The sequence below is a fragment of the Chryseobacterium defluvii genome (assembly GCF_014204415.1).
Classification (GTDB): Bacteria; Bacteroidota; Bacteroidia; order Flavobacteriales; family Weeksellaceae; genus Chryseobacterium; species Chryseobacterium defluvii_A.
The window spans coordinates 269,661-290,888 of sequence record NZ_JACHLE010000003.1 but is presented as its reverse complement, the minus strand read 5'-3'; the positions used below and the strand labels follow the sequence as shown (position 1 = coordinate 290,888).

The 21,228-nt window shown below is 37.0% G+C and carries 22 protein-coding genes; 4 read left to right on the top strand and 18 right to left on the bottom strand.

Annotated features, from left to right (window positions below; translation table 11 throughout):
* Positions 1-35: 35 nt before the first annotated feature.
* The 9 genes from HNP38_RS12915 to mraZ all read right to left on the bottom strand — a co-directional run bounded on the left by HNP38_RS12915 (position 36) and on the right by mraZ (position 9,797).
* Positions 36-1,274: an FtsW/RodA/SpoVE family cell cycle protein gene (locus tag HNP38_RS12915; RefSeq protein WP_184190163.1), complete on the bottom strand. Its 1,239-nt coding sequence runs from the start codon at positions 1,272-1,274 to the stop codon at positions 36-38.
* 69 nt (positions 1,275-1,343) lie between these two features.
* Positions 1,344-2,669, bottom strand: a complete 1,326-nt coding sequence (murD, locus tag HNP38_RS12910) for a UDP-N-acetylmuramoyl-L-alanine--D-glutamate ligase (RefSeq protein WP_184190161.1) — start codon at positions 2,667-2,669, stop codon at positions 1,344-1,346.
* Between the two features lie 79 nt (positions 2,670-2,748).
* Positions 2,749-3,990, bottom strand: a complete 1,242-nt coding sequence (mraY, locus tag HNP38_RS12905) for a phospho-N-acetylmuramoyl-pentapeptide-transferase (RefSeq protein ID WP_184190159.1) — start codon at positions 3,988-3,990, stop codon at positions 2,749-2,751.
* 49 nt (positions 3,991-4,039) lie between these two features.
* Positions 4,040-4,411 (bottom strand): four helix bundle protein, encoded by a 372-nt coding sequence (locus HNP38_RS12900; RefSeq protein ID WP_184190157.1) that lies wholly within the window; start codon positions 4,409-4,411, stop codon positions 4,040-4,042.
* A gap of 46 nt (positions 4,412-4,457) precedes the next feature.
* The gene (locus HNP38_RS12895) at positions 4,458-5,918 is read right to left on the bottom strand and encodes a UDP-N-acetylmuramoyl-L-alanyl-D-glutamate--2,6-diaminopimelate ligase (protein ID WP_184190155.1); all 1,461 of its coding nucleotides are present in this window, start codon (positions 5,916-5,918) and stop codon (positions 4,458-4,460) included.
* Between the two features lie 67 nt (positions 5,919-5,985).
* Positions 5,986-7,977 carry a penicillin-binding transpeptidase domain-containing protein gene (locus HNP38_RS12890; protein WP_184190153.1) on the bottom strand — a complete coding sequence of 664 codons (1,992 nt, stop codon included), beginning with the start codon at positions 7,975-7,977 and terminating at the stop codon, positions 5,986-5,988.
* On the bottom strand, positions 7,961-8,326 hold the full coding sequence (locus HNP38_RS12885) for an FtsL-like putative cell division protein (protein WP_184190151.1): 366 nt from the start codon (positions 8,324-8,326) through the stop codon (positions 7,961-7,963). Before HNP38_RS12885 ends, HNP38_RS12890 begins: the two co-directional genes overlap by 17 nt.
* An 82-nt stretch (positions 8,327-8,408) precedes the next feature.
* A complete protein-coding gene (gene rsmH, locus HNP38_RS12880; protein WP_184190149.1) occupies positions 8,409-9,302 on the bottom strand; it encodes a 16S rRNA (cytosine(1402)-N(4))-methyltransferase RsmH in 894 nt (297 codons plus the stop codon).
* A 36-nt stretch (positions 9,303-9,338) separates the two neighbouring features.
* Positions 9,339-9,797: a division/cell wall cluster transcriptional repressor MraZ gene (gene mraZ / locus HNP38_RS12875; protein ID WP_184190147.1), complete on the bottom strand. Its 459-nt coding sequence runs from the start codon at positions 9,795-9,797 to the stop codon at positions 9,339-9,341.
* A gap of 273 nt (positions 9,798-10,070) precedes the next feature.
* On the opposite strand from mraZ, the gene HNP38_RS12870 reads away from it, so the two are divergent.
* From HNP38_RS12870 to HNP38_RS12860, 3 genes are all read left to right on the top strand, one after another.
* On the top strand, positions 10,071-10,832 hold the full coding sequence (locus HNP38_RS12870) for an alpha/beta fold hydrolase (RefSeq protein ID WP_184190145.1): 762 nt from the start codon (positions 10,071-10,073) through the stop codon (positions 10,830-10,832).
* Positions 10,833-10,969: 137 nt separating this feature from the next.
* A complete protein-coding gene (yihA, locus tag HNP38_RS12865) occupies positions 10,970-11,593 on the top strand; it encodes a ribosome biogenesis GTP-binding protein YihA/YsxC (RefSeq protein ID WP_184190143.1) in 624 nt (207 codons plus the stop codon).
* A complete protein-coding gene (locus tag HNP38_RS12860) occupies positions 11,586-12,035 on the top strand; it encodes a GNAT family N-acetyltransferase (RefSeq protein ID WP_184190141.1) in 450 nt (149 codons plus the stop codon). The genes yihA and HNP38_RS12860 overlap by 8 nt, the downstream gene beginning before the upstream one ends.
* Before the next feature lie 46 nt (positions 12,036-12,081).
* Here HNP38_RS12860 and HNP38_RS12855 read toward each other — a convergent pair whose 3' ends face one another.
* The 6 genes from HNP38_RS12855 to HNP38_RS12830 form a co-directional block, all read right to left on the bottom strand.
* Positions 12,082-12,594: an SH3 domain-containing protein gene (locus tag HNP38_RS12855; protein ID WP_184190139.1), complete on the bottom strand. Its 513-nt coding sequence runs from the start codon at positions 12,592-12,594 to the stop codon at positions 12,082-12,084.
* A 45-nt stretch (positions 12,595-12,639) separates the two neighbouring features.
* A complete protein-coding gene (locus HNP38_RS12850) occupies positions 12,640-13,704 on the bottom strand; it encodes a type I restriction endonuclease (RefSeq protein WP_184190137.1) in 1,065 nt (354 codons plus the stop codon).
* Between the two features lie 11 nt (positions 13,705-13,715).
* Positions 13,716-13,880 carry a YegP family protein gene (locus HNP38_RS12845; RefSeq protein WP_184190135.1) on the bottom strand — a complete coding sequence of 55 codons (165 nt, stop codon included), beginning with the start codon at positions 13,878-13,880 and terminating at the stop codon, positions 13,716-13,718.
* Positions 13,881-14,003: 123 nt separating this feature from the next.
* Positions 14,004-14,669, bottom strand: coding sequence for a response regulator (locus tag HNP38_RS12840; protein ID WP_184190133.1), 666 nt, complete (start codon positions 14,667-14,669; stop codon positions 14,004-14,006).
* A 10-nt stretch (positions 14,670-14,679) separates the two neighbouring features.
* A complete protein-coding gene (locus tag HNP38_RS12835; protein ID WP_184190131.1) occupies positions 14,680-16,341 on the bottom strand; it encodes a tetratricopeptide repeat-containing sensor histidine kinase in 1,662 nt (553 codons plus the stop codon).
* A gap of 68 nt (positions 16,342-16,409) precedes the next feature.
* Entirely contained in the window at positions 16,410-16,613 is a 204-nt protein-coding gene (locus tag HNP38_RS12830; protein ID WP_184190129.1) for a hypothetical protein, read from the bottom strand.
* Positions 16,614-16,981: 368 nt separating this feature from the next.
* Between HNP38_RS12830 and HNP38_RS12825 the strand changes: the two genes are divergently transcribed.
* Positions 16,982-18,064 (top strand): hypothetical protein, encoded by a 1,083-nt coding sequence (locus HNP38_RS12825; protein WP_184190127.1) that lies wholly within the window; start codon positions 16,982-16,984, stop codon positions 18,062-18,064.
* 45 nt (positions 18,065-18,109) lie between these two features.
* Here HNP38_RS12825 and msrA read toward each other — a convergent pair whose 3' ends face one another.
* From msrA to HNP38_RS12810, 3 genes are all read right to left on the bottom strand, one after another.
* Positions 18,110-18,664, bottom strand: coding sequence for a peptide-methionine (S)-S-oxide reductase MsrA (msrA, locus tag HNP38_RS12820; RefSeq protein ID WP_184190125.1), 555 nt, complete (start codon positions 18,662-18,664; stop codon positions 18,110-18,112).
* Between the two features lie 278 nt (positions 18,665-18,942).
* A complete protein-coding gene (locus HNP38_RS12815; RefSeq protein WP_184190123.1) occupies positions 18,943-19,911 on the bottom strand; it encodes an ROK family protein in 969 nt (322 codons plus the stop codon).
* An 82-nt stretch (positions 19,912-19,993) separates the two neighbouring features.
* Positions 19,994-21,208, bottom strand: a complete 1,215-nt coding sequence (locus HNP38_RS12810; RefSeq protein WP_184190121.1) for a PepSY-associated TM helix domain-containing protein — start codon at positions 21,206-21,208, stop codon at positions 19,994-19,996.
* Positions 21,209-21,228: the final 20 nt, after the last annotated feature.

Here is a 21,228-nt window from a genome sequence, read left to right as displayed (position 1 = left end):
CGGGGCTCAATGCCTATGTTCTTTTATAACTTTATTTATGCGATATCATTTATTTCTGCAACACTTTGTTTTTTGCCCATTCCTTCTTCATCATATATCTGGATCCTTGAACTCACATTCAGGATGATTCCTAATTGAATGTAGGTCACCAGCATGGATGTCCCCCCATAACTTATCAATGGCAGGGGCTGTCCTGTTACCGGTATCAGGTTGACGGCTACGGCAATATTTACCGCAAGCTGTATAAAGATCATCACCCCGAGACTGAGGACGAGCAACGACCCGAAAAATGCGGGCATTTTACTGGCTATCATCACGATCCGTATCATCATGATCAGATACATACTGATAAGGAAAGCGGCTCCTATTAATCCGTATTCTTCAACAATGATGGCAAAAATGAAGTCGGATGCGGATTGGGGAAGCATTTGCTTTAAAGCGCTTTTTCCTGGTCCCATTCCCGTAATTCCACCATGTACGATGGCTGCTTTTGCCTGCATTACTTGGTAATTTTTGGCTTTTACACTTTCATCATCGGTATCTGCTGTTTTTGCTTTGCTTGAGGTAAAGGTTTCTATACGGCTCATCCATGTATGGACACGGTTTCCACCAATTAAATCGGTATTTAAGGCAACCAGCAGGAACAGGACTATTGCCACAAATGATGCGGAAATAAATCCTGCAATGTATTTCCAGTGAAGTTGTCCTATCACTAAAACCACTACGGAAACCATCAGGATCATTAATGCAGTAGAACCGTTATCTTTTGCCACCAATACAAAAACAAGAAGAATGGGACCGAAGATGTACATGATGTTCTCGATCGGAAGCCTTTCCCGGGTTATTTTCTTGGTCAGATACCTACACAGATAAATGACCAGCATGAGGAATGCGAATGATGACGGCTGGAAGGAAATAGGTGTTCCCGGGATCTTTAACCATCTGGAGGCACTGGCTCCGTCAATGGTTTGTCCGGTGAACATGGTTACCACCAAAAGAATGATCATCAAGCCAAGCAGAATGCTGCTGAGTTTTCCAATGTATTCATATTTTACGGTTCCGACCAGTCTCATGATCCCCAGACCCAGAAGTACAAAGAACATATGCTTGATGACGTGACCGGTTGTGGTCCCGTTGTTCACAATATATTCCAGATTAGAACTTGCAGAGTATACAGGGAAAATAGAGAAGATAGAGGTCACAAGAATGACCATCCAAAGTACTTTATCACCCTTTAGAAATTCAAATCTGCTTTCTGTGTCTTGTTCGTTCATATTTTTGTATTCATGTATCTTGTACAATGTAAAATGTACTTTGTACAACAGACTTTTTACTTTTTACATTTATTTTAATACTTGTTCTTTAAACTGATGTCCTCTGTCTTCATAGTTTTTGAACAGATCAAAGCTTGCGCAGCATGGAGATAATAATACAGTATCCCCGTTCTTGGCAACGGATTTTGATATCTTTACCGCTTCTTCCATGCTTGACGTATCATAAATAAACTCTTTTTTGTCTTTAAAGAAGTCTATAATTTTATGATTATCAATTCCTAAGCATACTATTGCTTTTACTTTTCTTTTAACCAGATTTTCAATTTCCGAGTAATCATTTCCTTTATCCTGCCCTCCTACGATCCAGACTGTCGGGGTTTTCATGCTTTCTAAAGCGTAATAGGTTGCATTTACATTGGTTGCCTTGCTGTCATTGATATATTTTACGCCATCGATCTCTGAAACAAATTCCAATCTATGTTCTACTGCCTGAAAGGTCATTAATGAGTTCCTGATGCTTTCATTGCTGATCTCTAAAATCTTACCGGCAATGGAAGCGGCGAGACTGTTTGCCACATTGTGGTTTCCCAATAATGACAGTTCATCAATCTTCATGGAGAACCCGTCCTTTATCTTGATCACTATATTATCTCCATCAATAAAACCTCCTTCAGACAATGTTTCTTTGGTTGAAAAGGGGATCATTTTTGCTTTTATTTCCAGTTTTTCGAGAATGTTTTTACTCATTTCGTCATCTTTATTGTAGATGAAAAAGTTGTCATTTTCCTGGTTTTCAGCGATCCTGAATTTTGCCAGCGCATATTCTTCATAGTTGTAATTGTACTGATCCAAATGATCCTGTGACAAGTTCAGCAGTAAAGAAATATACGGCCTGAAATTCTGAATATCATCCAGCTGGAAGGAGCTTACTTCCAACACATAATATTCGTGGTTTTCATCGGCAACCTGCTTTGCAAAGCTATACCCGATGTTTCCGCCTAAGCCTACGTTTAATCCGTCATTTTTCAGGATATAATAAATGAGGGATGTTGTCGTTGTTTTTCCATTGCTTCCTGTGATGGCAATGATCTTGGCCTGGGTAAATTCCGAAGCAAATTCAATTTCAGAGGAAAGCCTGATCCCTTTCTGATGAATTTTAGAAATGATCTCTGCCTTTTTTGGAATTCCCGGGCTTTTTACGATCCAGTCAGCATTTAGAATTCTTTCTTCGTCGTGGTTTTCTTCTTCAAATTCAATTTCATTTTCTACCAAAAACTGCTTATAGCTATCCTTAATGGCTCCTTTGTCTGAAAGAAATACTTCCAGACCTTTCTTTTTCGCCAGATAAGCAGCTCCGCATCCACTTTCTCCTCCTCCTAAAACAACTATTTTCATATATTTTTTGATTTAATGATTGAAAGATTAAAGCATTAAAAAATTTTTAAATCGTGAAATCTTTCAATTTTTAAATATTTTATCTCATTTTCAATGTGATCAGGCATACAATGGCCAACATTACTCCTATGATTATCATTCTGTTAACGATCTTACTTTCATGAAATCCTTCTTTCTGATAATGGTGGTGCAATGGTGACATTTTAAATAATCTATTGTTCTGGGCATATTCCAGCCCGTATTTTTTCTTCCTGTATTTGAAAACAGCTACCTGCAGCATCACGGAGATATTTTCGATCAGGAAGATCCCACATAATACAGGGATCATCAGCTCTTTTCTCAGAATGATCGCTAAAACCGCAATTACTCCGCCTAACATCAGACTTCCTGTGTCTCCCATGAAAACCTGCGCAGGATAAGTATTGTACCAGAAGAACCCGATCACTGCGCCCACCATTGCGACCGCAAAAATGGTGGTTTCACCCATGTTGGGGAGGAACATGATATTGAGGTAGTCTGCAAAGATGATGTTTCCTGATACGTAAGCAAAGAATGCCAGTGCAAGGAGGATAATTGTACTTGTTCCGGCTGCGAGTCCATCTATTCCATCGGTGATATTAGCTCCGTTTGAAACGGCTGTTACGATAAAAATCACAATAGGGATGAAAACGATCCAGGCCCACTCATGGGCTTCGTCATCATTCATCCAAAAGAGTATTCCGCTGTAATCAAATTCATTATTTTTGGCAAAAGGAACGGTGGAAACGGTGATTTTTTCGGTTGGCATGAAGTTTTGTTCCACATTATTTCTGTTCACCACTTTCGCATCCGCATATTTTCTTTTTACCGTGATATCAGGATGAAAGTACATTGTAATACCCACGATCAACCCTAGTCCCACTTGTCCGACGATCTTAAATTTTCCGCTTAATCCGTCTTTATTTTTCTTTATTTTCTTCAGGTAATCATCCAGAAAACCGATTGCTCCCATCCAAAGAACAGATACCAGCAGAAGGACAATGTAAACATTCATGATCCTTGTGAAGAGTAAAACCGGAATAATGGTCGCCAGAATAATGATCAGTCCTCCCATTGTCGGAGTACCTTCTTTCTGCTTTTGGCCGGCTAATCCAAGATCACGGACTAATTCACCCATTTGTTTTGTTCTCAGGTAATTGATGATCCTTTTCCCGTAAACCAGGGCTATGGTTAAAGACAGGAGCACGGACATTCCGGCACGGAAGGAGATGTATTTTAACATTCCTAATCCCGGGATGTGTATTCCCTGACTGGTTAAGTATTCGTATAGATAGTATAGCATGTTTCTTTTTTTGATTTAAAGATTTAAATTATTTAAGAATTTAAAGATTCTATGTTCTTTCAATATTCTCTTTTAAATATTTAATGAAGTTTGAGATATTGGAAGAAATTTCTCTTGAAAGATTTATTATTTCTTCTGCTTTATTTTCATCACCTAATTTTAATCTTTTACTTACAATCATCATACTTCTGACTTCAGCACAACTGCCTTTTGCAATTTTTAAATATTTAATAAATTGTCGGTTATTATTATATTCTGAACCTTCTGCAATATTATTTGATATTGAAAAGGAAGCTCTTTTTATCTGGTTATTAAATTCAAACTCTTTTTGAAAGTTTTTCCCTTCAAGAAAACTATAAACCTTTTCAATTAAATCCAAGCTTTTGATATAAACAGGAAAGTTTTCGAAATTTTTTGTCATCTTCTGAATTTTTAAATCTTTCAATCATTCAATGTTTAAATCAAAACTATTTACTCATTAATTTCCAAAGCTCATTAATTACTTCTTTATCATCAAAATGGTGTTTTATGCCATTAATCTCCTGATAGTTTTCGTGGCCTTTTCCGGCTACTAAAACAATATCCTTCGGTTCTGCAAACTTTATCGCCATCTTTATGGCTTCCTTTCTATCCGGAATTGAAGTGTATTTGCTGAAGTTCTGAGGTTCAACGCCTGCTTCAATCTCTTTTATAATTTGTGAGGGATCTTCTGTTCTCGGATTGTCTGAGGTAATGATCGCCAATGTTGACTTCTTCGTGGCAATATTCCCCATTTCAGGTCTCTTAGAGTGGTCCCTGTCTCCTCCGCATCCGAAAACCGTGATCAGCCTTTCATTTTTTGTCCTGATATCATTGATGCTGTCCAAGATGTTCTCCAAAGCATCCGGAGTGTGGGCATAATCTACAATGAAGAAAATCCCTCCATCGGATTTGAAGGTTTCAAATCTTCCGGAAACTCTCTTTAATTTACTGATGGCCTGAAGAATTTCATCCTGCTCAAAGCCTAATTCGGAAGCAATCCCGAAGACTAATAATAAGTTGTAAACATTGAACCTGCCTGTTAATGTTGTCCAGAATTCTTTTCCGTTGAAATTCAGCAGCATTCCATTAAAATCAACTTCCAGAAGCCTTCCGTGATAATCGGCCATGGTCTTCAAAGCATAAGATGTTTTCTTTGCTTTTGTATTCTGAAGCATAATGTTACCGTTCTTATCATCGATATTGGTAATGGCTACAGAAGTGTCTTCAAGTTCATCAAAAAATCTTTTCTTTGTTTTTAAATATTCGTCAAAGGTTTTGTGATAGTCCAAATGATCGTGGGTAAGATTGGTAAATCCGGCCACTTTGAAATGCAATCCTTCGATCCTGTTTTGGGCAATACCATGAGAGCTTACTTCCATGAAGGCATATTTGCATCCGGCATCAACGGCTTTTGCCAAAATTTTATTGATGGTAATAACATCCGGAGTGGTATGGGTTGCCGGAATAATTTCTTCCCCGATTCTTATTTCTACCGTGGAAAGCAATGCTGAGTCGTACCCCAGGTTTTTGAAAACATCAAATAACAAGGTCGAGACTGAAGTTTTTCCATTGGTTCCTGTTACTCCGATCAGTTTTAATTGTTGTGAGGGGTTTCCATAGAAGTTGGAAGCTAGAAGCCCTAAAGTTTTTGATGTGTCTTTTACTTTGACATAAGTAATATTTTCATCTAAGCTTTCGGGAAGTTCTTCACAAACAATGGTTTTCGCTCCTTTTTCAATTGAAGATGCAATAAATGAATGTCCATCCACCACTGTCCCTCTCATTGCGATGTAAAGAGAGTTTTCCGTAATCTTTCTGCTGTCGAAAACCAATTCGGAAACTTCACGGGTGTTGTCACCGTGAATTTCTAATACTGGGATCCTGTTTAATAATTCTGTTATTGTCATCTTTAATTAATAATAGGATTTTGCATCCTATTCTATATTATACTGTCCCTTCGGGACTCATTTCTTTCTAATTCTGCAAGGATAAATAAATTCTCTGGTTTTTACCGATCGTTGTACCTTCCAGCGGGAATTGCTCTTTTATCCTTCCTACACCTTTATAATCAACCCTATATCCTAAATTTTCCAGCTGTGGGATCACATTTTTACCGATTAATCCTATTACACTGGGCATCTGCTTATTATTAACTGCTATTTTCACATTCGGTTCTACCATTTTATTGAGGTTTACCTTTTTGTCAACCAGCATTTCTCTTTCAATGTTTTGTGGTGTTTTCAGGAATGTTTTTCCTGCTATTTCTTTAAACACGGGTGCTGAAACGGTTGCTCCGTAAAACCCTTTTGCCGTATTCGGTTCGCTGATCATGACATAGCATGTGTACTTCGGATTATCTGCAGGATAAAATCCGGCAAAGGAGGCACGGTATTTCATAGGGCCGGGCAGCCAGTATTCGAATCTTGCGGTTCCTGTTTTCCCTGCCATTTTGAGGTTAGGGGTAAAAATACTTTTAGCTGTTCCTTTTTCTACGGCTTTAGTTAATGCACTGGTCATCATTTTTATGGCTTTTTCTGAGGCCATTTTATTCACCATTACTTCAGGCTTTGCCTCGTACATTATTTTTCCGTCTTGCATGATCTTGTCAATGAACAGGGGCTTCAGCATTTTACCGCCGTTTGCGACCCCATTATAGAAAGTGGCTAATTGTAATAAATTAATGTTGGAAGAGTATCCGTAAGAGATGGAGGCCAGTGTGGCGGCATTCCATCTTTTGTTTTCGGGAGTTACGATTTTTGGTTTGGTAATCCCGGGAAGCTCAATATCCATTTTGTCAAATAATTTCCAGCGCTTCAAGTGATCAAGAAAGATCTGAGGCTTATCTGCATAGTATTTTGTGATCAGTTTTGCGGTTCCCACATTGCTGGATTTTGCCAGCACATCGCTGATCTCATACGTTCCGCCACCATGACCATCTGAAATTCTTTGTTTTGCATACGTCCAGACTCCGCCACCTACATTTACGGTTGTGTTTTCATCAATAAAACCGTCATCCATTGCAGCAAGCAGTGAAATGGTCTTGAAGGTTGAGCCGGGTTCTATATTGTCTTTTAAGGCATAGTTGTATGAATCTTCATATTCTCCTTCTTCTGTTCTTTTCAGATTGACCAATGCACGAACTTTTCCGGTGGCAACTTCCATTACGACCACAGTTCCGTGTTTTGCTTCAAAATTGATAAGCTGTTTTTCAAGGGCAGAGTGTGCAATATCCTGAATCCTTAGGTCTAAAGTTGTATAAACGTCCTGACCATCAATGGGTTCCTGAACTTTCCAGTAATCGATCGGTTTCCATTGTGAGGAATTGATTCTCTGTTCTAATCTTTTTCCGTTGGTTCCCGTCAGATATTTCGAGAAAGCTCCTTCCAGGCCGGCTTTGTATTCTCCGTTATCCATACCTATGGTTCCTGCTCCTATTTCGGTGGTTGCCAGTTCTCTTTTGTAGTTTCTGTCAACGATGAAACCGCCTTTGTTTTTACCTTTCTTAAAGATCGGGAATTTTCTGATCCTGTCATACTGATCAAAATCCAAGCCTTTGGCTAAGGTATAATACTGATTTTTCTTTTTCTTTTGTTCGTCGAATTTCTTTCTGAATTCGGCTCTTGGTTTCCCGAACATTTTACTTAAAGAATCTGTTAAAGCTCCGATATTATTAGAGTAAACAGTATCTTTCATGGTTTTGAAATCCAGATAGACATCATAACGCATGACGGTGGTGGCCAGAATAGAGCCATCAGAGGCATATAAGTTTCCGCGGGCAGCTTTTAAAGTGGCTTCACGGTAATTTTTATTGATATAGTCGTCTTTAATTTCCTGAACATTGGTGTTCTGAAGAATGATGATTCTTCCCAAAAACATGATAAACACGCATAAAGCCACCACTGCGAAGAGGTAGCCCCACCTTAACGTATTTTTACGTTTGTTATCGTATTCATTTGGTTTTTGCATCTGTACTGTCTAGTTTTATCAGGAGTTTATGTGGGTGGTTTTCTAATGTCATCAGTGAGTCTTGCGCTACTTCTTTTCCTAGCTCCGATTCCATTTTTACTTTGATCAGCTTACTTTGTGCGTAGGCATTTCTCGATTTATATTCTTCTGTTTCTTCTTTTAAGGCATTTACGATCTTGATCTTTTTATTGACCAGGTGGTTGCTGTAGATCATGGCCATCATAAGCACAAACAATAATAAAAAATACCTGTAATGTATTTTTATCTCATCACGATTCAGGAAGTTTCCTTTTATAATGTCTATAAAAGTGAGCTTCTTCTGGGGACGATATGTTGTCTTTTTTGCCAAATGTTTCTTTTTTAACCACCCCGTCAAAAAATATATTTTTTGACACCCCTCCGGAGGAGGGGAATTTTGTGGGTGGGAATTTTTATACTTTTATTCCTGTTCTCATTTTTGCACTTCTTGCCCTGGAGTTTTCTTCAATTTCCTTATCATCAGGAATGATGGCTTTACTCTTCAGCAGTTCGAATGCTTTTTTATAGTTTCCGTAAATGTCTCTTTCAGGCTCGCCTTCAAACATCCCGTTCTTTAAAAATCTTTTTACCAGTCGGTCTTCTAAGGAATGATATGAGATCACAACCAGTCTTCCTTCCGGTTTTAAAATATTGTAAGCCTGCACAAGCATTTCCTTTAAGACTTCCAGCTCCTGATTCACTTCAATCCTGATGGCCTGAAAAAGCTGTGCATAGAATTTATTCACTTTATGCGGAGGGATGTAGCTGAACAATTTTTTCAGATCCTCCGTGGTTTCTATGCTTTTTGTTTTTCTGTGGTGAACAATTTCTCTTGCCAGTTTTCGTGCTTCTCTTAATTCTCCGTAATGGTAAAAAAGATCGGCCAGGTCTTCTTCTTCATATTCATTGATCACTTTTTTAGCATCAAGGCTTTGCATTACATTCATTCTCATATCCAGAGGTGCATTGCTTCTAGTGGAGAAGCCTCTCTCTGCCTCATCGAACTGATGGGATGAAACCCCCAGGTCTGCAAGAACTCCGTCAACCTGGGAAATTCCATACATTAATAAGGAGTTCTCCATGAATCTGAAGTTCTGATTGACGAGAGTGAATCTCGGATCATCAATGGTATTTTTAAGAGCATCTAAGTCCTGATCGAAACTGAATAATTTTCCTTTGTCAGAAAGTCTCTCCAGTATCTCTCTTGAATGGCCTCCGCCTCCGAAGGTGCAGTCCACGTATATTCCGTCCGGATTTGTCACCAAATCATCAACACTCTGCTTCAACAAAACGGGATTATGATACATGCTTTTATTTGTGTTTTTGCTGTTTATAAGCGTATGCTATTCTTCTTCGAATGAGCCCATTACATCTTCGGCCAGGCTTGCGAAATCGGCTTCATTGGTGGAAATTACCTTTTCATAGGCATCTTTGTCCCAGATCTCGAAGAGCTCTCCTGCACTGGTGATCACAATATCTTTCTGAAGATTTGCGAAATGGGTGAGGTCTTTGGAGATCTGTAATCTTCCTGCATTATCCAATTCTACTGTTTTTACTCCTGCCGTAAACATTCTTATGAAATCAGCATTCTTTTTTATGAATCTGTTCAGTTTGTTAATTTTGTCCATCAGTTTATCCCAGGCTTTCATAGGGTAAACTTCAAGACAGGGCTGGAACACGGAACGCTTGACCACAAAAGACTTATCCTCAAAGTTCTCCATCTGCCTGATCAGGGATGAAGGCACTTTCAGGCGACCTTTGTCGTCTATTTTACACTCATATGTTCCAATGAAATTCTTCATTTGGGACAAATTTATATAAATATTTCCAAAATTTCCCACTTTTTCCCACTTTTTGACTTAATGTTAATAAGTTTTATAAGAGGTTTAATATTTCTATGATAAGTGATTGATATTTTGATGTTTAAGAAGACTGTTATTTAAGCCATAATAAAGAGGTTTTGAAAAAAAACCATAAAAAGGGCAGTATTATATTATTTTTATTTTAAATTAGGGATATCAAAATATTTTTGAGGTTTAATTTGTATTTTTGCAGGGCTTTATTAAAGCATTTTTATGATATTCAGTACAAAAAAAGAAAAGAAATATACCTTTATAGAGGCAGGAAAAGGACATCCATTGGTGCTGTTGCACGGATTAATGGGTGGATTAAGTAATTTTGATAAAATGGTGAATTTTTTTTCAGAGAAAGGATTTAAGGTCTATGTGCCTCAATTGCCTATCTACGATTTGCCGGTACTCAATACTAATCTTACCACTCTTGCAAAATATATTATCAAATTTATAGAAAGTCATGTTTCCGGGCCTGTGACTATTGTTGGAAATTCAATGGGAGGCCATGTAGGTCTTATTTTGGCTCTTGCAAGGCCGGATCTGGTAAAGAATCTTGTCCTGACAGGAAGCTCAGGACTGTATGAAAGGACTTTCGGGGACAGTTTTCCAAGAAAAAACGACAGGTCTTATATAAGGAAGAAGACGGAAGAGGTCTTTTATGATCCTGCAGTAGCTACCGAGGATCTGGTAGATGAGGTTTTTAATGTGGTGAATGACCGGATGAAGGGAATAAAAACCGTAATGCTGGCAAGAAGTGCCATCAAACATAATATGTTGAATGATCTTCCTAAGATCACATGTCCTACGTGCATTATCTGGGGAAAACAGGATAATGTGACGCCTCCGGAAGTTGCTGAGGATATGCATAAGTTTATTCCAAATTCGGATTTGTTTTGGATTGATAAATGCGGACATGCGGCGATGATGGAAAAACCGGATGAGTTCAATGAAATTCTTTATAACTGGTTAAAAGGTAAAGCATAAAAGAGTTATAAATTAAAAGTTATGAGTTGATCGTGGGTTTTCGGATGAAACACGAGATGAGGCTATTAACCATCAACTCTCAACAAACAACCATTAAGGATCTTCTTAATGGTTTATTTTTCTAAAAATATTCGAAAATGGTTATTAAAACAGCAGATTTTGTAAAGAGCAGCGGAAGATGGCAGGATTGCCCCGAACCCAATATTCCCGAATATGCTTTTATCGGGAGATCCAATGTGGGAAAATCTTCCCTGATCAATGCTATGATGAACAGGAAGGATCTTGCCAAAACGTCACAAACACCTGGAAAAACACAGCTGATTAATCATTTTTTAGTAAATGAGAACTGGTATCTTACAGATTTGCCGGGTTACGGATATGCTAAAGTTTCAAAGGTTCAGAGAAAGGATTTTGAAAAGCTGATCACGAATTATATTTTAAACAGGAGAAATCTTGTCAATCTTTTTGTATTGGTAGATGTGAGGCATACCCCTCAAAAAATAGATTTGGAATTTGTGCAATGGTGTGGAGAGAGCGGGATTCCTTTTTCAATTGTGTTTACCAAGGCAGATAAGCTGAAACCCAATGGAGTGTTAAAGAATGTGGAAGATTATAAGGCTGAACTGCATAAAACCTGGGAAGATCTTCCTGAATTGTACGTTACTTCTGCCGAAAAAAAAGAGGGGGGTGATGAGATCCTCGGTTTTATAGAAAAAACGAATGATTTTTTAACGCATAATAATGTGAGTTTCGATGAGTAATATTGTCTGGAAGATTAAGACTTTTGATGAATTTACAGTTTCGGAAATATATCAGGTTTTGAAGGCTCGTATTGATGTTTTTGTAGAGGAACAGAATTGCCCTTATCCGGATCTGGATGACTATGACCAAAAAGCGTTACACCTCTGGGCAGAGGAAAAAGGGTTGGTTTTAGCCTACTGCCGTATTTTTAATAAGGGAATTAAATACGATGAGACCTCAATAGGCAGAGTTTTAACAACTGAAAAGGGTAGGGGGAAAAACTTAGGAAGACAGCTTATACAGTATGCTGTTGAAACCATTGAGAACCGTTTTCATACTTCGGAGGTCAGAATTTCAGCACAGGATTATTTGCTGAAATTTTATTCTGAATTTGGTTTTGAAGATACGGGAAAAAAATATCTGGAAGATGATATTCCGCATACAGAAATGGTAAAAAAATAAAAAGCGAAGATTTTTCTTCGCTTTTTATAAAATATATTGAAGGTTTTTAGTTTTTAATATCTTTATTTTGAACAAACCCCTCAGTTCCCGTTTTCCAGACCCTTACATAGAGCCAAGATCCGTTTTTTTCAATTTTAATCAGTTTTGAGCCTTGTTTTATTTTCTCTATTATAGGGAACTCCACTCCCGGCCCTTTGCGGATATTGACGATCTCTTTTTTTGCATAATATATTATAGCTGAAGATGAATTATAGAATGAGGTCTCAGGCATAAGGTCTGTATGATTTCTGATGTTTGCTTTACCGGACTTTTTAGGAATCCTGCTTTTTTTCCTATTGTTGGAAGTGTTATAAAAAGATGTTCTATCAGACCCACCGCCACATACACCACAACTTCCTCCGGAGCTGCAATGTTTGCAGCTTGAACAGTTGGAGCATGCTGTACAGTAGGCTGATCCGGTACATTTTCCGTCATGGCTTATGCTGTCATTGGCTTTGAAGCAGGAAAATAAAATGGATAGGCTTGAAAATACTGTAATAAAAAATAATACTCTTTTCATGATTAATAGTTTAATGAATACCCTTAAGATATTTCAATCATTTTATTAATAGTTTTCTAAAGTTTTATGAAGTTCTTCTCTGAAATTATATATTTCATCAAGACTATTTAAAAGTATTTTTTCTCCCGCATCTTTTCCGTTATGGAATGTTTCCAGATATTTATTTACAGTATTGAAATGAAATCTGCAGATAGGTTTTCTATTATTATCATCCAGCAGTACACCAAAGTAAGATAACGTATCTCGATGTGCAATTCTTACAGAAGGAATTTTTTCTCTTAAAATTGCCTTTACAATTTGAAAGGCCTCTATTTCTTCTTCAGTTGTAATTATCTTTGAATCATTATTTTCATCGATATGAGCAGCCTTTATTATATCCTCCTGTTTTTCAATTTGCTCATTTATATTCAGGGCAGATTTCAATCGATGACTGATAGATTCATTAATTGATGTAGCTAATGCTTTCTTCGTATATTCCTTAAATGGGACCATTCTGTTCGCAGTTAAGGACTTCTCAAAAAATCTGTTTACCAGTAATTTTACCAGCTCATCAGAAGGGTTCTCAATTTCTTTTTCAAACTCTTTTCGGATAGCTTTTATATATTTCAGGGCTTCAGCGGAATCTAAAATGCTCTCCAGATTATAATCATTTTTAGTAAAGCTTTCAAGGATTTTTATGGAATTGTCTTTCAAGTCTTCAATATTTAAAGTAAAAAAAGGTTTTTCATCCATAATGTTGGGTTTTTCCAAATCCGTATAGAAGTTGTATATGATTCCATTTGTCAGGACTCCAAACCGGGATTTTGAGACATGGTAATAACGATGAAGCTGAGAATTGTGTGCATCAGCACTTTCTTTCCAATGCTTACATTCGATGATTAAAATAGGCTCATCATTTTTCTTGATCACATAGTCTACTTTTTCGCCTTTTTTTGTTCCTATATCGCAAATGTGTTCAGGAATTACTTCAGTAGGATTGAAAATATCATAACCTAAAATTTGTATAAATGGCATAACAAAAGCATTTTTTGTAGCCTCTTCGGTATTGATCTGCTCTTTCAGGCCAACGACCTTTTGTTGTAATTGCTCTAATTTAAGTTTAAGATCCATAATTTTAAATATTATGGGTTATACCCGTTTCTTATAGCATTATCAATACAGTCAGATTTATTTACATATCCTTGTGCTGAAGCGCCTACAATATTTCCATTGGGAGATGTTCTTCTCCATCTCCATTTATTGGCTGCATCTTTATAAAATTCCCATTTGTCATTTAGTGTTGTCATTATAATATGTTTTAAAGATTTATTTCAAAAATATTTATATGAAAACAATTTTCCTTACGGGAAACCGTAAAAACAAAAAACCTTTTCAACATTTGAAAAGGTTTTATAAGAATGAGTATCTGTTTAGATAAATCTCAAATCCTTACAGAGCGCTATTAACTGTTCATTGCTGTTGACTTCGAGAGAAACTTTGATAAGATTTAATCTTTTTTCAATACTGCTTAATTTATTCGGCTTGATATTATCATTTTGAAGGTGTTCAGGGATATCTTTCTGCCGGACACCTTCAGCAAGAAGATTGATAAGCTTAAGGTCATAAGTAGAGAGCTCATAGGTGTTCATTTTCTTTATAGACCGTTGCAGATCTTGGGGAAGATGTTTTTGATTATTGTTGACCGCATTGATAGCCTGTTTAAGCTCTTTCGCATCATGGCGGGCCTTATGTACAAAACCATCAATCTGATATTCCTTGAACAGATTATCCACAACTCCGTTGCTTCTTTCTCCTGAAAAAACAATAACTTTTATATCGGGATATTTCTGTCTTACTATTTTCACAAGTTCTTTGCCGTCTTTAATATTTTGTGTATAATGATCTTCTTCAAAAGACAGATCGGTAATCAGCAGGTCATAAGGATTGTTTTCCCGGAGGCTCTTTTGTATTTTGGCCAGGGCATCATCACAGTAATAAACGTAATCCACATTCTGAATATCCAACTCTTCCAAAACTTTTTGGACAGATAAATTAGCACATTGCTGGTCTTCCGCAATTAAAATCTTTTTAAACATTTTGTCCTTTTTAGGAAACAGGGAATGAAATGGTGATTTCCAGTCCGGTTTCTGTTTGTGTATCAAAAGTAATTTTTCCATTCAGGCTGTTAGTACGGTTTTCCGTATTCCGGAGACCGTTTTTAGGATCTATGCCGTTTTTAATGCCAATTCCATTGTCATAATAGAAGATGCATATTTCGTCTTGAATTTTTTCAAACCTGAAAGTGACCTGGCTTGCACGGCTGTGCTTATCCATATTGACGATTAATTCCTGCACTATTTGAAATACATCTTCTTTTTTTGAGCCGGAAAGCCCTTCCCATACAGATTGATCATTTCCTCCTATAAAAACTTTCCTGTTTTCGTTTTGAAAAGCATCTAACAAATCTTTTATTTTCTCCCTAAAATGATCATGATTTTCAGTGGCAATATGATCATAAGAAAGATGCCTGGATTTATTGTAAAGTATTTCGAGCTTGTTCAAAATTCTTTCTTTATCAATTTTCTGAAGATTTTCAATTTCAGCCATAGCATAATAAAGACCATTGGCAACCACATCATGCACTTTTTTAGACATGGCGATCAGGGTATTCTTAACTTCCAATTCTTTTTCCTGCTTCAAAATCTTCTGCCTTTTTTTATACCAGATAATAATGATTAATAATATGACTAAAGCCGCCGCTAAAATTCCCAGAATAATATATTGTTTCAGTATTTTTTCAGCACTTTCTGCTTTTACCTGCTGAGTTTTTGTCTTTTCTTTTTCTACATCATACTTTAAAAGCGAAAGCCGTTTGATACTGTTATCCCGATACGTTTGCAGGCTATCTCGAAGAGAAACATATCTTTTAAAATTTTCCGGAGAATTTTCCGGATCAAGTATCATGATTTTATGTAAAGCTTCAAGCCTGTCATCAGGACTTTTATTCTTACCGGCTACTGTATACATTTCTTTGGCATAGAAAAGGGCTTTGTTTTTATCCTTTTTCATATAGTAATCGGCTATCGTAGCGAGACTTGAGTTTATTCCGGGATTGTCTTTCTGGCGGACCCTTATCTTTAATGCCTGATCTAATTCCGGAAAAGCTTCATACGTTTCATTTTCCAAAAAATTGGCTTTAGCAAGATTATTTAAAGCTCTTGCATAATCTGTAATGTCAGGAGTTTTCAAAGCTTTTTTGAAATAAAGTTTGGCTGCATTTACATTCTTTTGCTCAAGATATGAATCTCCAATGTTATTGTAGTATTTTAAAGAATCTACTTTTGTCGTTGAATATGATAGGGCTAATTGATAATAATGAATAGCGTCATCAAAATTTTTTAAATTCTTGGAAGATATTGCAATGCAGTTATAATTAGAAGAAGAAATACCTTTAGAATTGCTATCCTTTTTCTGAGATAGAAGCTTCTCTGCCTCAATGGAGCTGGCGATGCTTTCATGATAATCTCCTTTGTCACTTTCTATAATGGCAATATTTGTAATAGCGCGGGCAGCTTCTGTGTTATCATGAATTTTTAACAGATCTTCTTTAGCCTTTATATAATATACATAAGCGGAATCCTGATTCCCGATATCCCGAAATCTTTCAGCATTTTTTAAGTTTTTATAATCATTTATATTAAAAAATGATTGGGTTTCTTTTTTGCAGCCTATAAAAATTACTAAAATGAAGAAAATAATTCTTTTCAAGATTTTCTTTCTAAATTACAAAAAAGGGAGCAATATTTCCATTGCTCCCTGCTTAATTAGAGATTTAATTATGGGTTTATACCTGGTTCAGGAGGTTTTTGTCCGGTATTGCCTCCTGTATCTCCGTCCCCTGTTCCCCCCTCAGGATCGGTTCCGTTCCCAATGCCTGAAGTTTGCTCTGTTGTTGAACCTGTGGAATTATCACCAGGTATAGTACTTGCGTTATCGCCTGAAAATGCTAAACCAAATAGCATTAATATAAATTGAATCATTATTTCTAAAATTTAAAATTGACATTGTTTTTCTTCCTCCCGCAAATACTCACGGGCTGTAACACATTTTGAAAAAGAAGCGCTTCTTAAATTTTTGGGAAGTGTGATGATTCAGAGTGAAAAGTAAAATTGGCTTCCCAATCCAGACATTAATGTTCACTTTATCACATCACTATGAAATCTGTTTTGTACATTTGCTCTGATAGCAAGTCAGAGTTTCTTCTGATTTCTGATGCAAAGTTATGCTCGTCAAATGTCGATGCATAAAAGGATTCCGAAGATTCTGATCATTCTTCAGGAATTCCGAATATTCATTTGGAGATTCCGGAAATTCCGGATTAAAATTTAATATCAGATTTATTTGGGAAATGTTTACTAAGTATGCAGATAGAGTATTTGAAACCTATCAGAAGAAAAAAGAGAGAGGATTACTTTCTCTCAACCTGGCAGAGCCTACCCCTTCAAAACTGAAACAGGAGTGTTCCATAGTATATTTGGAAAGATATAAGGAAAAGGATGGGAAAACATTAAGACTGTTTTTCCTGCCAAAAGAGGATACATCAGATTATGGCTTAAGCATCAGAAACATTGATACGGATAAACTTAAGCCATTAAGTAATTTTTTAAAAGGCAGAACAGTTGAAACAGATGATAAGAATATTGAGCTATTAGCTTGGCTTATTGATTTCCAGCCCAGGCCTTATGATCATAAATACGATTATACAGAAGCAGGCCTTGATGATTATGATCAGGATGATGAAACTGAAGAAAGCGAGAAACCCGATCAGAAGATAACGGGGCCGGATTCCGGAAATTCCGATGAAGGGGAAGCACAAGGCCAGGATCAGCCAATTGAAAATGAACGGGCTGAGCCACTTGGATATAGAGTGGGAAAGAGGTCTGAACCTTCTGGTGGAAATAATGGAATTGGAAAAGTCTTTATGGGAAGTACCTTAGCAGTTTCGATAGCTTTGGCAGGCTATTTTGGATTAAAATATAAAAGATCTGGAAATATTACCCCATCTGAAAAAGTGATAGATTCCCCAAAGATACAAGGGGATTCTGAAAAGGCTTCAATTCGGACTGATATACAGGAAACCTTACAGACTATAAAAAGAAAAGATAGAGGAAAGGAAGGAATAAATTTTGTAAACATTGCTGAAAAAAAAGAAAAACAATGTATGTACTGGAATGAAGATCATTATGAAAAAGCTTTTTGTAATGATGAAGATATCCCGGCATCTTTAATAGCTCTGGATAGAGAATTACTGGAAAATTTCAGAAAAATTACTTTTCCCGACACAATCACTTATCAATCAATTAATAAGGTGTGGTATCTGAAATCAGGAAATAAGTTTGAATATTTTACAGCTCCAGGAAATCATCCCGTTAAAAATATCGAACTCAAAAAATTATCAAAATATATTATAGATACACATATTTTGAAATGATTGAAATGAAAAACTCACCTAAGTGTTTAGATGAGTTTTGTTTTTTTATTCTGATTTCAGCATTCCCTCTTCCCCGAAATACGTTTTAAACTTCTGAATTTTAGGGCCTACCACCGCACTGCAATAAGGCTGGGTAGGATTGGCATTATAATATCCCTGATGATATTGTTCAGCGGGCCAGAATTTCTCAAACTTCGTAACTTCCGTTACATATTTTCCCGGCCATTTTCCGGATGCTTCGGATTTTTTGATGGCTTCTTCTGCTTTCTGTTGTTCGGCATCATCCTTATAATAAATTACTGAACGGTACTGCGTTCCGATGTCGTTGCCCTGTCTGTTCAGCTGGGTAGGATCGTGAAGGAAGAAAAATACATCCATTAATTGTTCGTAGGAGATGATTTTTGGATCATAGGTGAGATGTACCACTTCCGCATGTCCTGTTTCTCCTGTACAAACTTCTTCATAGGTCGGATGGTCTTTATGTCCTCCCGAATATCCTGATACTGCAGATTTAACACCTTTCAGCAGATTGAAGCAGCTTTCCACACACCAGAAGCATCCGCCACCGAAAGTTACCTGTTCTAAATTATTTTTATCCATTGTCGGTTGATTATTTTGTGCGATTGTCGTCTTCTCCTGGCCATTGCAGGAAATAAGTAAAAACTGATCAAAAGTAAGAAAAACTTTTTCATTTTATGAAAGGATGAGCGCCCATTTAACAATAAAAAACACACTACTTTTTGAATGAGGTGTTGATTAAAAATAAACACAAATTTTTTTGAAAACTCCAGAAATTCAATATAAACATCTGTGCAAATCCGTGGTAAAAATAAAAAAGCACCCTGAAAAGGATGCCTATTATATCTAAAGATACTCAGCTATTTTTCCCAAACCAAAGCACTTGCCCCAAGAATAGCAGCATCAGCCTCATCAAGCTCACTGAAAACAAGCTTTACCTTATTTCTGAAGATCGGAAGAAGGTTTCTTTCCATATGAAGTTTTGCCGGTTTCAGAATAAAATCTCCTGCTTTGATCACTCCCCCGAATAAAAGAATAGCTTCCGGTGAAGAGAACATCACGAAATTAGCCAGTGCTTCACCCAGTTTTTGACCAGTGTACCTGAATACCTCAATGGCAGTAGGATCACCTTGTTTAGCGCATTCAAAAACTGTCTTTGAATCTATTTCTTCTTCAGGATATTGGTTGAGTACGGATTCCGGGAATTCAGCTCTCATTTTTTTAGCGGTAATAGAAATTCCGGTTGCGGATGCATAGGCTTCCAGACTGCCTTCAGATCCGGTGCTCCAGTGTTTTCTTCCGCCCGGTTTTACGATTGTATGTCCCAGTTCACCCGCAAATCCGTCGTGCCCATAGATCAAATGTCCTCCGGCAATAATGCCGCTTCCAACTCCGGTTCCCAAAGTGATCATAATGAAATCCTTCATTCCTCTTGCCGCTCCGTACATCATTTCTCCGAGGGCTGCCGCATTCGCGTCATTAGTCATTTTGCAGGGTTTCCCGAACTTTTCCGTCATCAGATCTGCAAAATTGATTACTCCTTTCCAGGGAAGGTTAGGGGCCTGCTCTATAGTCCCGCGATAATAATTAGCGTTAGGTGCACCTACACCGATTCCTTCAAACTCTTTTCCTTCACAGTATTCATCAGCCATAGGCTGAATCTTTTCATAAAGAGCGTCAATAAACTCTTCAGGAGTTTCAAATTCATCAGTGGGTATGGAGCCTTTTACTAAAATCTCTCCCCTGTGGTTCACTAATCCGAACTTGGTATTGGTTCCACCGATATCAATACCTAATGCAACCTGTTTTGACAAATCTACTAATGACATTTCTATTTTTAAATTCTAAGGGCTAAATTTATAAAAAAGATTGTATTAATATATGATTAACTAAAGATTTATTGAAAAAAGTTTAAATGGCTTTTAAAGGCTTCTTTTTTCTTCTTCCCCACCAGATCATGAAACCTGTCACTGGTAATGAGGCGCATATCAGGCTGACAATGAAAGCAATAATCTTTGTAGGTAAGCCTAAAATAGCACCTACGTGAATGTCGTAATTGGCTGCGACCACTTTTTCTCCAAAATTTTTATCCTTTGGATCGTGAGTATGAAGGATCTCTCCGGAGTTTTCATCAAAGATAACACTGCTGTTTTTGTGGTAAGAGTAGGAAAGATGTTTTATAAATACTTCAAAATTCGGATGTTCATGATCGTCCATGTGCTCATGGCCCAAATCAATAGCAAATCCATAAGAATCAGGATACTTTTCTTTTACCGTATTGATGATCTTATCTAACGTGGTTTCTGTTCTTAGTTCTATAGGAGCTTTGGTTTTGATATGGGAAAAGTCGGGATAAACGGTATTTCCTCCTGAGAAAATCACATAGATCATGGCCTGTACGATGAAGAAAGCATAAAATAAACCTGTGATCGAAAAAATTAAAGCAAAAATGGACGCATAAAATCCTAAAACATTGTGAAGATCATAGTTTTTCCTTTTCCAGCTTTTCACATTTTTCCATTTGAAGGAGAATCTCTGTTTTCTTGCGGCCTTATTTTTAGGCCACCACAGGATGATCCCGGAAATAAGCATGATGATAAAAATGATAACAGGAATCCCAACGACATATTTTCCCCAGTCCTGTTTCAGCAGGAAACTCCAGTGGATCATTTTTACAATATTAAAGAAGCCATTTTTTTCGTCATATGTCCTCAGAACCTTACCGTTGTATGGGTTTACATAGGCTACTTTATAAATAGGGAATTCATCGAAATAATTCCATGCTGTTGTATCATGTTCATACCAATAGAACATATAGGACATCTTCCTGTCAATAGGAATATTCACCCAGTGGATAGGGTATTTTTCTTTTACCTGTTCAGCAACGGATCTTTCCAGAACCCGGATCGGAAGGATGTTTTTTTGTTCAATATTTTGTTCATGATGATAGATGACATCTTTTCGGGTAATATTTTCAATCTCATCTTTAAAAACATACAAAGCCCCGGTAATGGAGATAATGAAAATCAGGAAGCCAATGCCCAGCCCGAACCACAAATGCAGTTTTCCCGTCCATTTCTTGAATATACCCGGCTTCTTTTTATTATTATGATGTTTTTTCTTCATACTTAACAAAAAAATGAAGC

What these genes read in the sequence shown, in the direction of transcription:
- HNP38_RS12915 (WP_184190163.1), bottom strand. Translation starts at nt 1,274, where the DNA reads ATGAACGAACAAGACACAGAAAGCAGATTTGAATTTCTAAAGGGTGAT.
- murD (WP_184190161.1), bottom strand. Translation starts at nt 2,669, where the DNA reads ATGAAAATAGTTGTTTTAGGAGGAGGAGAAAGTGGATGCGGAGCTGCT.
- mraY (WP_184190159.1), bottom strand. Translation starts at nt 3,990, where the DNA reads ATGCTATACTATCTATACGAATACTTAACCAGTCAGGGAATACACATC.
- HNP38_RS12900 (WP_184190157.1), bottom strand. Translation starts at nt 4,411, where the DNA reads ATGACAAAAAATTTCGAAAACTTTCCTGTTTATATCAAAAGCTTGGAT.
- HNP38_RS12895 (WP_184190155.1), bottom strand. Translation starts at nt 5,918, where the DNA reads ATGACAATAACAGAATTATTAAACAGGATCCCAGTATTAGAAATTCAC.
- HNP38_RS12890 (WP_184190153.1), bottom strand. Translation starts at nt 7,977, where the DNA reads ATGCAAAAACCAAATGAATACGATAACAAACGTAAAAATACGTTAAGG.
- rsmH (WP_184190149.1), bottom strand. Translation starts at nt 9,302, where the DNA reads ATGTATCATAATCCCGTTTTGTTGAAGCAGAGTGTTGATGATTTGGTG.
- mraZ (WP_184190147.1), bottom strand. Translation starts at nt 9,797, where the DNA reads ATGAAGAATTTCATTGGAACATATGAGTGTAAAATAGACGACAAAGGT.
- HNP38_RS12870 (WP_184190145.1), top strand. Translation starts at nt 10,071, where the DNA reads ATGATATTCAGTACAAAAAAAGAAAAGAAATATACCTTTATAGAGGCA.
- yihA (WP_184190143.1), top strand. Translation starts at nt 10,970, where the DNA reads ATGGTTATTAAAACAGCAGATTTTGTAAAGAGCAGCGGAAGATGGCAG.
- HNP38_RS12860 (WP_184190141.1), top strand. Translation starts at nt 11,586, where the DNA reads ATGAGTAATATTGTCTGGAAGATTAAGACTTTTGATGAATTTACAGTT.
- HNP38_RS12855 (WP_184190139.1), bottom strand. Translation starts at nt 12,594, where the DNA reads ATGAAAAGAGTATTATTTTTTATTACAGTATTTTCAAGCCTATCCATT.
- HNP38_RS12850 (WP_184190137.1), bottom strand. Translation starts at nt 13,704, where the DNA reads ATGGATCTTAAACTTAAATTAGAGCAATTACAACAAAAGGTCGTTGGC.
- HNP38_RS12845 (WP_184190135.1), bottom strand. Translation starts at nt 13,880, where the DNA reads ATGACAACACTAAATGACAAATGGGAATTTTATAAAGATGCAGCCAAT.
- HNP38_RS12840 (WP_184190133.1), bottom strand. Translation starts at nt 14,669, where the DNA reads ATGTTTAAAAAGATTTTAATTGCGGAAGACCAGCAATGTGCTAATTTA.
- HNP38_RS12830 (WP_184190129.1), bottom strand. Translation starts at nt 16,613, where the DNA reads ATGATTCAATTTATATTAATGCTATTTGGTTTAGCATTTTCAGGCGAT.
- HNP38_RS12825 (WP_184190127.1), top strand. Translation starts at nt 16,982, where the DNA reads ATGTTTACTAAGTATGCAGATAGAGTATTTGAAACCTATCAGAAGAAA.
- msrA (WP_184190125.1), bottom strand. Translation starts at nt 18,664, where the DNA reads ATGGATAAAAATAATTTAGAACAGGTAACTTTCGGTGGCGGATGCTTC.
- HNP38_RS12815 (WP_184190123.1), bottom strand. Translation starts at nt 19,911, where the DNA reads ATGTCATTAGTAGATTTGTCAAAACAGGTTGCATTAGGTATTGATATC.
- HNP38_RS12810 (WP_184190121.1), bottom strand. Translation starts at nt 21,208, where the DNA reads ATGAAGAAAAAACATCATAATAATAAAAAGAAGCCGGGTATATTCAAG.